Origin of the sequence: Pseudomonas sp. ICBG1301 (assembly GCF_016918385.1) — a bacterium.
Classification (GTDB): Bacteria; Pseudomonadota; Gammaproteobacteria; order Pseudomonadales; family Pseudomonadaceae; genus Aquipseudomonas; species Aquipseudomonas palleroniana.
The window spans coordinates 1-12015 of sequence record NZ_JAEKGB010000011.1; the positions used below are offsets into that span (position 1 = coordinate 1).

The following is a 12015-nucleotide window of genomic DNA, read 5'->3' on the forward strand; positions in this document are numbered from 1 at the left end:
CCCCCTCCCACAGGGTTATGCGGTGTGCAGGGCGCCAGCGCTTGATAATGCAGGTTACTCATGCGGCACAAGTGGAATGAGGGTTGGCTTGCCTGCTCACAATTTGTGGGAGGGGGCTTGCTCCCGATGGCGGCCTGTCAGTCAGCTTATTTATGACTGATGCCCCGCTATCGGGAGCAGTTCCCCCTCATCTTCGTCACACCACTGCTGCTTCCATCGTTCTGGAACGCCAAGCATACGCCAACACCATCAGCAACCCCAGCGCAGCCATCGCCGCTCCGGCCAGGGCGATCGCCGGGTAACCCAGACCCGCGTTGATTACCGCTCCGCCCAGCGCCGCGCCAATCGCGTTGCCAAAATTGAAGGCGCCAATGTTCACCGCAGAGGCCAGGTTGGGCGCGTCCTTCGCTGCTTCCATGACGCGCATCTGTAGCGGCGGCACCAGGGCGAAACTGGCGATACCCCATACCAGGATGGCCAGAGCAGCCGGCACCGGCCAACGCATCAGCAGGGTAAACGCCAGCAAGACGAGAATCAGAACGCTGAGCGAGACGATCAAGGTGCGATCTATCGAGCGGTCGGCGGCCTTGCCACCCCACAGATTGCCCAGCGTCAACCCCACGCCAAAAAGCATCAGCATGGCGGTGATGTAGGCGGTGGAACCATGGGTCTCGCTGCTGAGGATCGGCGCGATGTAGGTGAAGACGGTGAACATTGCGCTGGATCCGACTACGGTCAGGGCCAACGCGCCCAGCACCGGACCACGCCCCAGTACCCGAATTTCGGCCATTACACCGCCGCCTTGCGGCGTCTTCAGGTTAGGCAGAGCGAACCACAACGCGGCCATGGTCACCACGCCGAGGCCGGTAATTCCCCAGAAAGCGGTGCGCCAACCGAACAGTTCACCAAACCAGGTGGCCATCGGCACACCACCGATGGTCGCCAGGGTCAGGCCCATGAACATCGCCGCAACCGCCCCGGCACGTTTCTCCGGAGCGACCACGCTGGCGGCGACGATGGAGCCAACGCCAAAAAATGCACCATGGTTCAGTGAGGTCACCACCCTGGCGGTCATGAGGCTGTAGTAATCGGTGGCCAGGGCTGACATCAGATTACCCAGGGTGAAAATTGCCATGAGCCCGATCAGCAGATAGCGCCGGGGAATCTTGCCGGTGGTCAGGGTCATCAGAGGTGCGCCGAGCAATACGCCCAACGCATAAGCACTGACCAGCAAACCGGCGGCAGGAATGGAAACGCCCAGATCCGCAGCGATACCCGGCAACATCGCCATGGGGGCGAATTCTGTTACGCCGATGCCGAAGGCACCGATGGCGAGCGCGACAAGTGGTGGATTGATATGCATGGAAGGCTCCTTATCTGTGCCGCTAATGCTACGATCCAGTTTTTTTAGGCGGTAGTTGGCATTTTTGGTAATCACCTTTGCGCAGGAGGCACAAGTGGACTTCAACGGTAGGTCAGGTGAAATGAGCGTGTTCACCACCGTGGCGCAGGAAGGCAGCCTGTCGGCCGCCGCACGTGCTCTGGGCCTGACACCCTCGGCAGTCAGTCGGATCATCGCGCGTACCGAGCAACGTCTTGGCACCCGCCTGCTGTTGCGCACCACCCGAGCGATCACCTTCACTGCCGAGGGCGAAGCGTTCCTGCGCGGTGCCCGGCGCATCCTGGCCGACATGGACGAGGTCGAAGAAGCCATCGCCGACCAAGGCGTTCCCAGGGGGCGATTGCGAGTCAGTGCCGCCCTTGGCCATGGACGGCTGGCCATCGTTCCTTTGGTCGCAGCATTCAGCGCCCGTTACCCGAACATTGTCGTCGACCTCACCCTCGGCGACGAAGTGGTCGACATTCTCGGCGGACAGGCCGACGTCGCGGTCCGCTTTGGCCATCTGCCCGACAGCCCGCTGACCGCGCGCAGGATCGGCGACACCGGCCAGGTAGTGGTGGCATCGCCCGAGTATCTGCAACGCCACGGTATCCCCCAGGAACCGGATGACCTGCTACAGCACAACTGCCTGCGCTTCAACTTCCGGCGCGCTGAACCTAACTGGCCGTTTATCCGCGATGGAAAAGAGTTTTCCCTGAAGGTCAGCGGCAACATCGAATGCAGCAGTGGTGAAGCGCTGGCACAACTCGCGAGAGTCGGTGCCGGCATTGCACGTATCGGTGAGTTCACCGTGAGAGGGGATCTGCAGCGCGGCGAACTGGTTCCGCTGTTGGAAGCCTGGAACCCCGGGGACCAGGAACCGATTCATGCGGTGTTCGTCGGCGGGGCGGCAATGCCGGCGCGGGTGCGATTGTTCGTGGACTTCTTGCTGGAACATCACCGGATGTAAGCGCAGGCCCAAGCTTATATTTTCCGGGTGCTCGTGATGTTGAGTGAACAATCTTGAGCTCTGGCACTGATGGGACGGCGTTTATTCTTTGTAGGAATGCATTCCATGAAATTAATGAATTTTTATTATCGCTACACATGACCTATGTTGATTCAAGGATATGGAGAATCACCTTGAACTCATCATCGCCCAACTCAGTTGAAAAGTTCGATAACACCCGTGCCAACGAGTACGGACGTCAAAGCCGCATCGCGCTGGCCGGTTATGACGCCTGTCAGGATCTGGCGGCGTGCATGCTCGCGGCAAGCCTCGGCAGCCGGGACTCGGCAAAAGTCCTGGCAGTCGGTGCGGGCGGTACGGCGCAGGAGATTATCGCGATGGCCAGGCTTGAGCCGGGTTGGCGCTTCACCGCCGTCGACCCCTCCGAATCGATGCTTGAAACCGCGAAGCAGCAGTTGGCCGCCAATGACCTGCTCGAAAGAACCGAGCTGGTGCTTGGGCATGTTGAAGCACTAGCGCCGGATGAGTCTTACGACGCCGCCACCTTGATCGGTGTACTGCATCATCTCGATGGGGACGAGGCCAAGGGACACATCCTGCGAGCCATTCGGGCGCGTCTGAAACCGGGGGCTCCGTTGATTGTGGCGGGCAATCAATATGCCTATGCCAGCCAGCCGTTACTCCTGGCTGCCTGGGGGCAACGCTGGCGGCAGCACGGCGCCGGCCCGGATGAAGTGAAAGCCAAGCTTGGGAAAATTCTTCAAGGCGCTGACCCTCCTCATTCTGAAGCGGCGGTTCAACAGTTGTTGCATGAGGCGGGGTTCGGGGAGGCGACGCGTTTTTTCAGCAGCCTGTTCTGGAGCGCTTGGTTGACGTGTAAAACCGGTTGAGCAGGGCGGCGTGAGCCGCGGTACAAACATCACGCGGCATCACGCGGGGGCAGACCCCATGCAAGGTAATAGTGGTCTGCCCCTTGTTTCTCGCCCCTAGTGGCTAGGCGTCGGCCCCTTGGGTTTGCGCGGGACCAGCGCCGTCGCAATCACACTGCCCATAGGCGTTGGTTTGGGCGCCTGGCGGTGCTCCACGGCCTTGACCGCCCATTCTTCCAGGCGCACGCGGTCGCGTTGGAACACCATCACGTGGGTCGAGCCGCCGAACTCGAAGTGACCGATTTCCGTACCGCGCTTGATCGTGACCGGCCTGGCACCTTCGTCGACGATAAACGCCGGTTCAATGATGCAGGTCGACACCTCCACCATGCCGATGCAGATCAACGCCACGTACCCGCAGGCAGGGTGCTCGAAAATAAAGATCGCGCGTGCCGCCACGTGGCCCAGGTAGGGTTGTGACTCGGTGCCTTCCCAGGTGCCCGGGCCTTCCTTCTGGGCCGGGCGTTGGGCGAAGTAAGTCCCGGGCTGTACCCATGAACGCACGAGGGTGCCGTCCAGTGGTGCGTTCCAGCGATGGTAGTGGGTGGCCGACAGGAAGCCCTGGTAAAGCTGGCCGCCTTCAAACAGCTTCGCCAACGTGGATTGGCCGGCGAACAGGTCCAGCAGCGAGTAGTTGACGTCCTTGATCCAGAAGTCGCTTTCAAGGGCGATATCGTTCTCATACTCCCACGGCGTGGTCTCGCAACCGATATTGACTTGGGTCTTGGCGTCGCCCTGGAAAGGCCGTGCGCCGGGCACGAATTTACGGATGAAAAACGCGTTCCACGAATCGAAGCCGTAGCCGGGTTTTTTCGGGTCGTACTCCATCTGGTCCCATACCCCGGCTTTCCAGGCGGCCTTGGAGATCCAGGAGCCCGGTTTCTCGGGGTTGTTGATGTCAAGTTTGTCCAGCGACTGCGGGCTCTTGAGGTAGGCGTTCCAAGTGTCGAGCACCTGCTTGAACTGCTGGTTGAAGGTGGCGTCATGAAACAGCGCAACGCCGGCTTCGGTGGCCATGGAGATCGCCAGGAAGCCATTCATGGGCGTGCCCACCTGAGCGGTGTCGTTGAAGGACGACGAGGTGCTGACGATCTCGTTGAGGATCTCGAAGAAACTGTCGTAGCCCTCGATCCACACCGCGTCACCATCCTCGGTTTTGATCTGGTCGCGGGTGTGGGGGGGCAGGGTCCTCACGAAGGCGTTGGCCTGCTCGATCATCGACATCACCCACATGCGGTACACGCTGTGGCTGGTCACCCATTGCTTGAAGGCCACCAGCTGCGGCTGCATGGGCGCCAGGGTGCCGGCTTTTTTCATCGCGGCGATATAGTTGCGCAGGGGCACCAGGTAATTGGCGGTCGCCCATACGCGGTTGGGCACCCAGAAGCCCATTTGCACGGGGCCGGCGTTGTCCAGGGTGAGCAGGTTGGAGCCGCTGCCCTCGACGGGCGGTGGGGTTTTACGCGGGAGAGTGGCAGGTGAAGAACGATCAGAGTGCGCCATGGTATTAGTCCTTTAAACATCGCTGCGTGGGGAAGCTCCTCTTGAGCAGTGTTCAGCGTAGCCAGCGCGGGACCGGGGTTTGTAATGGTTGGCTATAACCAGCTGCGGCCACCGACGAAAATCATCTTCGACACCAGCTCCACGATGTTCTTCACCTCCAGTTTTTTCATCAGCCGTGCCCGGTGCACCTCCACCGTGCGGTGGGAAATCCCCAGGCGCAGGGCGATTTCCTTGGACTTGAGGCCGTTGACGATCAGCATGGCGATTTCCCGCTCTCGTGGCGTGAGATCGCCGGTGCCGGTGTGGGGGCGGTCCAGGCGTTCGAAGTGCCAGATCATCAGCTTGAACGGGTCTTTGGGGGTGAGGGTGTAGCCATGGGACCGGGCCCAGAACACTTCGCCGCTTTTGTGCTGCATGAAGCGTTCATCGGAGTAGAAGCCGTTTTCACTGTCGAGCAACCAGTCATGGCTGCGCTTGCCGATGGCGTGGTAATCGGCCTGGGACGGGTAAATCAGCAGGGTCAACTGGTTGACCAAGGCGTCGCGGGTGTAGCCGAACAGCTTCAGGAATGCTTCGTTGCAGTCGACCATCACGCGATGGCGGGTAACGATCTGTGGCGCAGGCGACAGCTGGAACGCCAGGCGCTCGATATCTTCGAAGAGCGGTTCAAACACAGTCATTGGGCGTCCTGCCTCGTTGTATATCGCTGCGGTTACTACTTATCCATGTAAGTAGTTACACGAATTGGCGAGCGATCCAGGGTGGTTCATTGTAGGGAATGTTTACACCCACACCAGAAGAAATTGAATATGCCTGCTGATTGCGTCTCCATAGTTGCCGCTGGTCATTCGCGTTTTGGTCGCCTGGATGGCACCACCCTTGAGGACCTGATCGTAGAGGTCACCCGCGAAGCCCTGATGGACGCGGCCATTGATGCGGCAGAGATTGACGCGCTGTTTCTCGGCCACTTCAATTCAGGGCTGGTGCCCGACGGCTTTGCCGCCTCGTTGCTGTTGCAGGCCGACCCGGGGCTGCGCTTCAAACCGGCGACTCGTTGCGAAAACGCCTGTGCATCCGGTTCGGCGGCGATCCAGGCCGGGGTGAATGCGATCCTCTCCGGCAGCGCCGAGCTGGTACTGGTGGTGGGCGCCGAGAAGATGACCCACACCTCGACGGCCGCCGTCACCCAGGCCCTGGCCGGTGCCGGTTATCAGAACGACCCGGCCGAAGCCGGCCTGAGTTTCCCGCAATTGTTCGGCCGCGCCGCCCGGCAATACGCCGAGCGCTACCATTGCCCGCTGGGCTCGATGGCCGCCATCGCCACCAAGAACCACACCAATGCCATGGCCAACCCGTTGGCGCAGATGCATCGGGTGATGGATTTCGAGCACTGCAACAATGTGTCCCAAAGCAACCCGTTCGTGGCCGAGTCCCTGCGCCTGACCGATTGCTCGCTGATCAGCGACGGCGCCGCCGCGATTATCCTGGCGTCGCCCAAGCGTGCGCGGGCGTTTCGCCGCGATGTACAGATTCGTGCGCTGACTCAGGTCAACGACACGCTGCCGATTGCCCGGCGCGACATCCTCGCCTTCGAAGGCCCGCAGCGGGCGATTCACTCGGCGTTGCGCGGGGCCAACATTACCCTGGCCGACCTGAGCTTCGCCGAGGTGCACGACTGCTTTACCATCGCCGAACTGCTGATCTACGAAGCCATGGGCCTGGCGCCCAAAGGCGAGGGCCACCGTGTGCTCGACAGCGGCGTGGTGCGTGCGGGCGGGCGGCTGCCGGTGAACCTTTCCGGCGGGCTCAAGGCCAAGGGGCATCCGGTGGGGGCGACCGGCGTATCCATGCATGCCTTGGCGTTTCGACAACTGACCGGCGAGCCGATTGGCCTGGCGGTGCCCAACCCCGAGTTCGGCCTGGTGTTCAACATGGGCGGCATGGCGGTGGCCAACTACGCCTCGGTCCTGCACGCGCGGCGCAGCTGAACCATGAACATCGCCCATTGGCTACACGACACCCAACGTCGCCATCCGCAGCGCCCGGCGCTGTTCGAGGGCGCCCGGCAAGTGGCCGACTACGCCACCTTCGCCGCCCATGTGCGCCAGCGTGCCGCCTGCCTGGTGGACCAGCACGGCCTGGTGCCGGGCGATACCGTCGCGGTGCTGATGAAGAACAGCTGCGACTACCTGGAACTGCTCTACGCGATCTGGTGGATGGGCGCGGTAGCCGTGCCGATCAATGCCAAGTTGCATCCGGCGGAGGCGGCGTGGATCGCCGCTGATGCCGAGGCGCGCCTGATCTTTACCGACGGCGGCCGGGTATTCTCATCGCGGGATTTGCCCGCGCGCTGCAAGGAACTCGACGGTCACGTACTGCCACCGACCCGTGGCTGGCCGACCCTGGCGCAGCCGGTATCGCGCCAGGACCAGGACCTCGCCTGGCTGTTCTACACCTCCGGTACCACCGGGCGTTCCAAGGGCGTGATGTTGTCCCATGGCAACCTGATCGCCATGTCGCTGTGCTACGCCACGGATGTCGACCCGGTCAGTGCCGACGACGCGGCACTGTATGCGGCGCCGATGTCCCATGGCGCCGGGCTCTACAATTTCATTCATGTGCGCTGCGGCGCACGGCATGTGGTGCCGGCGTCCCACGGCTTCGAGGCGGCCGAGCTGTTCGGCCTGGCGGCGCAGTTGGGCAATGTGTCGCTGTTCGCCGCGCCGACCATGGTCAAGCGCATGGTCGAGCAGGCGCGGCGTCAGGGGTACCACGGCGAAGGCATCAAGACGATCGTCTACGGCGGCGGGCCGATGTACCTGGCCGACCTGCGTGAAGCCGTCGACAGCTTTGGCCCGCGGCTGGTGCAGATCTACGGCCAGGGCGAGAGCCCGATGACCATCAGCGTGCTGCCCCGCGCGGTGATCGCCGACCGCCAACGCCCTGATTGGGACAGCCTGGCGGCGTCGGTCGGGCATGCGCAATCTTGTGTCGAGATCCAGATTCTCAACGCGCAACACCAGCCGGTGCCGACCGGCGAGCGCGGCGAAATTGCCGTGCGTGGCGCCACGGTCATGCAAGGCTATTGGCGCAACCCTGAGGCCACCCGACAAACCCTGGTCGACGGTTGGCTGCTGACCGGCGATATCGGCTTTGTCGATGCGGCCGGTTACCTCACGCTCACGGACCGTTCCAAGGATGTGATCATCAGTGGTGGCAGCAACGTGTACCCGCGTGAGGTCGAGGAAGTGCTGGCCCAACACCCCGAGGTGTTTGAAGTGTGCGTGGTGGGCGAGGCGGATGCGCAATGGGGCGAGTCGGTGGTCGCGTTTGTGGTGACCCGCAGCGGCCAGCCGCTCGACGAGGCTGAGCTGACCGCCTGGTTTTTGGCACGCATGGCGTCTTTCAAGAAACCCAGGAAATACCTGTTCCGCGATGAGTTGCCCAAGAACAGTTACGGCAAAATCCTCAAGACCGACTTGCGGCAGTGGTTGAAAGACGCGAGTATCGCCGCCACTCGCTAGCCCGCATTTTTTCATGGATAGAACAACCGACAAGGAGTCCCTTCGATGGGCATTCACCCGCAAGACACGCTGCGCAAGCGGCGCCGCGCGTTTCTCGGCGCCACCTCCGGCCACTTGATCGAGTGGTACGACTACGGCGTCTACGGCTTTCTTGCCGTGTACATCGGCCAGGCGTTTTTCGTCTCCGATGACCCCACCACCAGCCTGCTGGCAAGCTTTGCCGCGTTCGCCCTGAGCTTCTTCATCAGGCCCTTGGGCGGGCTGTTCTTCGGCCCCTTGGCGGACAAGATCGGCCGCCGCAAAACCCTGATCATGGCACTGGTGATGATGACGGGCTCCACCGTGTTGCTGGGCTTGCTGCCCAGCTACGCGACCCTGGGCATCGCCGCGCCGATCCTGCTGATCCTGGTGCGTTGCGTCCAGGGCTTCTCGGCAGGCGGCGAGATCGGCACCGTCACCAGTTTTATCTCCGAATACGCCGGCCCCGGCCGTCGTGGCTTCGCCACGTGCTGGCTGATGGTGACTGCGGTACTCGGCCTGTTGCTGGGCGGCGCGGTCGCCAATGGCATGACCTGGGTGCTGGGCGCCGATGTAATGCAGGAATGGGCCTGGCGCGTGCCATTCCTGATCGCCGCACCGCTGGGCTTTATCTCGATGTACATCCGCTTGAAGCTTGAAGACAGCCCTGAGTTCCTGGCCCTGCAACGCGCCGGGCAAACCTCGCGGGCACCGCTGCGTGAAGTCTGGCAGTGGAAGCGGGCGATTGCCCTGGTGTTCTTTATCATCACCTTGCACAGCTCGATTTTTTACCTGGTGCTGACCTTCGCCTCGACCTACATGGCCAAGATCCTCAAGTTCGACAGCGGCACCACCTTGCTCTATGTGTTTGTCGCGAGTTTTTCGGCGGCCTTCGTGATGCCGTTCGGCGGTGCGTTCACCGATAAGTACGGGCGCAAGCCATTCCTGATGGTGATCGGCACACTGGCGACGCTGGCGATGTTCTGGCTGTTCAAGTCGGCCCCGACCGCCACGCCGGCAACGTTCTTTGCACCGCTGATGGCGGTGGCGATTCTGTTTGGGCTGTATGCCTCGTCTACCTATGCGCTGATGAGCGAACTGCTGCCGACGCGGATTCGCTCCACCGGGATTGCGGTGGCGTACAACGTGCCGGTGGCGGTGTTTGGTGGCAGTGCGCCGTTGATCTCGACCTGGTTGATCAAGGTGACTGGCGACATCACCTCGCCCTGGTATTTCTATGTGGCCACGGGCGTGGTGTCGTTGATTGCGCTGGTGGTGTTGCGCCGGGAGGACTTTGTGGCCAACGGTAGTCCTGCGACGGTGCCGGCCAATGCGGCGCTTGCCTGACTGGTGGGGGTTGGTCCGTTAAGGGTCACTGTGGCGAGGGAGCTTGCTCCCGCTGGGTCGCGAAGCGGCCCCAGCTTTTGCTTTGAAAAGACTGGGCCTGCTACGCAGTCCAGCGGGAGCAAGCTCCCTCGCCACAGGTTACCCGTTGTCCACTCTAGCGCTGCAGCACCCCACGAAAAGTCGCGCTCAAGGCCCGCAGCGTGTCGCGGGATCGCTCGTCGTTGATGCGGCTGTGCAGCTTGACCTCACTGACGGGCAAGGCGGGTAACCCGTATTGCTCGCCGACCTCCACCGCGCCGGCCGGTGCCACGCGGTGTGCCAGTGCGGCCACCCCCAGGCCGGCGCTGACCGCCGCTCCCACGGCCAGCACACCGCCGCCGACAAACACTTCGGTCCAGTCGATGCGTGCGTCATCCAGGGCTCGGGTTGCCAGCTGGCGAACACCGCAGGGCGCGGCCAGGGTTGCGATACGCAGTGGGGCATCCGGGCTGTGTTGCCACGTCGGCGCGGCAAACCAGCCAAAGCGCTCCACCGCCAATACTTCGCCATCTTGGCGATCGCCTTCGTTACGCACGATGACCGCGTCCAGCTCGTTGCGCTCGAACGCGGCGACCAGGTCGCGAGACGAGGCGATGCGCACTTCAAGAATCACCAGGGGATCGTAGGCGGCAAGGCGGCTGAGCCAAGTGGGCAAATCCGGCCCGGCCACGTGGTCGCTGATGCCGATTACCAACCGCCGCGCTGCGTGGCCGCCCAGGTCACCGAGGGCGCGTTCATGGGCGTTGAGCAGGGTACGGGCGGCGCCGATGAACCGCTCACCCTGTGGCGACAGCCGCACATGCCGGGGCGTGCGCTCCAGCAGCCGATAACCCAGGCGCTCTTCCAGGCGCTTGAGCTTGAGGCTGATGGCGGCCTGGGACGTGTCCAGGGCCTCGGCGGCACGCGTGAAGCTGGAGAAATCCGCCACCAGGACGAAGGCTTGCACGGTATCGATATCCAGCGGTTTGTTCGTATCAGTCATATCGTATACTTATTTCACATATATCCATTGATATCTTGTTGAAATTATCGGCGCTGCGCAAGCTGGCATCTCATCTTGCTCAGGAGTCTCTCCATGTTTGCCAAACAGTATTCACACCGCTTGCCCGCCGACTACGACATGCACGTGATCCACCAGCGCGCCGCACAATTGGGGCCTTTGTGGGATCACACCGAGGGGTTGCTGTTCAAGGCGTTTATTGCCCAGGAGCGTGGGCAGGCGGCAGGCAATGTCTATGCGTCGGTGTACTTGTGGGCCGACCCGTTGCAGGCGGTCGACTTTTTGCTGGGCGAGCGCTTCCAGAAAGTACTCGACAGCTTTGGTCGACCGCATATCGAAAGTTGGTTGCCGGTGGATGTGGTGCGCGGCCCCGCGTCGGGCGCGCTGAGTCTGTACCGGGAAGAGTGGCCGCTGGCCCCCGATGCGGACCGAGCGCAGGTATTGGCCGAGCAGAAACGCCACAATCAGCAACTGGCTGAGCGCACCGATACATTTGCCGTGTTCCTGGCCCTGGATGTCCAGGCATGGCGGCTGGTGCGGTTTACGCTGTCAGCCGGCGCGCTGGAGGCGGAGCATCCTGGCAGCGGCTATCAGGTCTTGTACCTGGCCCATCCTGGCGCCTAGGCCGACAGGCGGGCCTTCTGATCGTTGTTCGTTGTAACATCGGGAGGACCTCGCCGGTCGACGATGACCGCGTACCGAACCGAAGTGAGCTGTGATGCGAACCACCCGCTTGACACTTATCTGCCATGCCAGCACCCAGGCCCTGAAACGCGGGCGTTTTGCACGGGATGAGCCCGTGGATATGGATTGGCAACAGGCGGCACTCTCCCTGGCGGGTCGCTTCAAGCGGGCACCCCGCGTAGTCTGTGGCCCTGAGTTGCGTACACGGCAGACGGCGCGGATGTTTGCCGAGCAGCCGCAAGTCGACCCGTGCCTGCGTGAGTATGATTTTGGTCGATGGCAAGGCCAGCCCCTGGAGGCCATCCAGCAGTCCGAGCCCCAAGCCTTGCAGGACTGGCTGGCTGACAGCACTGCCGCGCCACACGGTGGCGAATCCGTGACGCAACTCTGCGAACGCGTCGGCCAATGGCTGCATGACCTCGAACAGACCCCCGGACATGTACTGGCGGTAACCCATCCGTTCGTGATTCGCGCCGCGTTGCTGCAGGTGATGCAGTGCGCGCCGGCTGCGTTCGGGGCGATTGATGTCGAGCCGTTGTCGTCGACTGAACTCAGGTTCAATGGGCGATGGCGCCTGCGGTTGGATGCGTGAATTGAAAGCGGCGTAACGCAAAAGGGTA

At 62.3% G+C, this 12015-nt stretch carries 11 protein-coding genes; 7 read left to right on the forward strand and 4 right to left on the reverse strand.

Going from position 1 to position 12015, the window contains the following annotated elements:
* Window positions 1-196: 196 nt before the first annotated feature.
* Window positions 197-1363 carry an MFS transporter gene (locus tag JBE38_RS22950; RefSeq protein ID WP_205345188.1) on the reverse strand — a complete coding sequence of 389 codons (1167 nt, stop codon included), beginning with the start codon at window positions 1361-1363 and terminating at the stop codon, window positions 197-199.
* A gap of 94 nt (window positions 1364-1457) precedes the next feature.
* Between JBE38_RS22950 and JBE38_RS22955 the strand changes: the two genes are divergently transcribed.
* Together JBE38_RS22955 and JBE38_RS22960 are read left to right on the forward strand one after the other, a co-directional pair.
* On the forward strand, window positions 1458-2351 hold the full coding sequence (locus JBE38_RS22955; protein WP_205345189.1) for a LysR substrate-binding domain-containing protein: 894 nt from the start codon (window positions 1458-1460) through the stop codon (window positions 2349-2351).
* Between the two features lie 173 nt (window positions 2352-2524).
* The gene (locus JBE38_RS22960; protein WP_090371790.1) at window positions 2525-3241 is read left to right on the forward strand and encodes an SAM-dependent methyltransferase; all 717 of its coding nucleotides are present in this window, start codon (window positions 2525-2527) and stop codon (window positions 3239-3241) included.
* 96 nt (window positions 3242-3337) lie between these two features.
* On the opposite strand, the gene JBE38_RS22965 is transcribed toward JBE38_RS22960, so the two are convergent.
* Complete coding sequence (locus JBE38_RS22965) at window positions 3338-4783, reverse strand: phosphatidylserine decarboxylase family protein (RefSeq protein WP_205345190.1); 1446 nt, start codon at window positions 4781-4783, stop codon at window positions 3338-3340.
* Between the two features lie 92 nt (window positions 4784-4875).
* Entirely contained in the window at window positions 4876-5463 is a 588-nt protein-coding gene (locus JBE38_RS22970) for a LuxR C-terminal-related transcriptional regulator (protein ID WP_090371786.1), read from the reverse strand.
* Window positions 5464-5592: 129 nt separating this feature from the next.
* Here JBE38_RS22970 and JBE38_RS22975 point away from each other — a divergent pair, with 129 nt between their 5' ends.
* From JBE38_RS22975 to JBE38_RS22985, 3 genes are read left to right on the forward strand one after another with little or no spacing between them, the layout of a single operon-like run.
* Window positions 5593-6771 carry an acetyl-CoA acetyltransferase gene (locus JBE38_RS22975; protein WP_060755375.1) on the forward strand — a complete coding sequence of 393 codons (1179 nt, stop codon included), beginning with the start codon at window positions 5593-5595 and terminating at the stop codon, window positions 6769-6771.
* A gap of 3 nt (window positions 6772-6774) precedes the next feature.
* Window positions 6775-8307, forward strand: coding sequence for a class I adenylate-forming enzyme family protein (locus JBE38_RS22980; protein ID WP_205345191.1), 1533 nt, complete (start codon window positions 6775-6777; stop codon window positions 8305-8307).
* Window positions 8308-8352: 45 nt separating this feature from the next.
* Window positions 8353-9672 (forward strand): MFS transporter, encoded by a 1320-nt coding sequence (locus JBE38_RS22985; protein WP_104993360.1) that lies wholly within the window; start codon window positions 8353-8355, stop codon window positions 9670-9672.
* Between the two features lie 154 nt (window positions 9673-9826).
* Here JBE38_RS22985 and JBE38_RS22990 read toward each other — a convergent pair whose 3' ends face one another.
* A complete protein-coding gene (locus tag JBE38_RS22990) occupies window positions 9827-10693 on the reverse strand; it encodes a LysR family transcriptional regulator (RefSeq protein ID WP_205345192.1) in 867 nt (288 codons plus the stop codon).
* A 93-nt stretch (window positions 10694-10786) separates the two neighbouring features.
* Here JBE38_RS22990 and JBE38_RS22995 point away from each other — a divergent pair, with 93 nt between their 5' ends.
* Window positions 10787-11335 (forward strand): DUF4865 family protein, encoded by a 549-nt coding sequence (locus tag JBE38_RS22995; RefSeq protein WP_090371777.1) that lies wholly within the window; start codon window positions 10787-10789, stop codon window positions 11333-11335.
* A 94-nt stretch (window positions 11336-11429) separates the two neighbouring features.
* Window positions 11430-11987, forward strand: coding sequence for a histidine phosphatase family protein (locus JBE38_RS23000; RefSeq protein WP_205345193.1), 558 nt, complete (start codon window positions 11430-11432; stop codon window positions 11985-11987).
* Window positions 11988-12015 lie beyond the last annotated feature (28 nt).

What these genes read in the sequence shown, in the direction of transcription:
- JBE38_RS22950 (WP_205345188.1), bottom strand. Translation starts at nt 1,363, where the DNA reads ATGCATATCAATCCACCACTTGTCGCGCTCGCCATCGGTGCCTTCGGC.
- JBE38_RS22965 (WP_205345190.1), bottom strand. Translation starts at nt 4,783, where the DNA reads ATGGCGCACTCTGATCGTTCTTCACCTGCCACTCTCCCGCGTAAAACC.
- JBE38_RS22970 (WP_090371786.1), bottom strand. Translation starts at nt 5,463, where the DNA reads ATGACTGTGTTTGAACCGCTCTTCGAAGATATCGAGCGCCTGGCGTTC.
- JBE38_RS22975 (WP_060755375.1), top strand. Translation starts at nt 5,593, where the DNA reads ATGCCTGCTGATTGCGTCTCCATAGTTGCCGCTGGTCATTCGCGTTTT.
- JBE38_RS22980 (WP_205345191.1), top strand. Translation starts at nt 6,775, where the DNA reads ATGAACATCGCCCATTGGCTACACGACACCCAACGTCGCCATCCGCAG.
- JBE38_RS22985 (WP_104993360.1), top strand. Translation starts at nt 8,353, where the DNA reads ATGGGCATTCACCCGCAAGACACGCTGCGCAAGCGGCGCCGCGCGTTT.
- JBE38_RS22990 (WP_205345192.1), bottom strand. Translation starts at nt 10,693, where the DNA reads ATGACTGATACGAACAAACCGCTGGATATCGATACCGTGCAAGCCTTC.
- JBE38_RS22995 (WP_090371777.1), top strand. Translation starts at nt 10,787, where the DNA reads ATGTTTGCCAAACAGTATTCACACCGCTTGCCCGCCGACTACGACATG.
- JBE38_RS23000 (WP_205345193.1), top strand. Translation starts at nt 11,430, where the DNA reads ATGCGAACCACCCGCTTGACACTTATCTGCCATGCCAGCACCCAGGCC.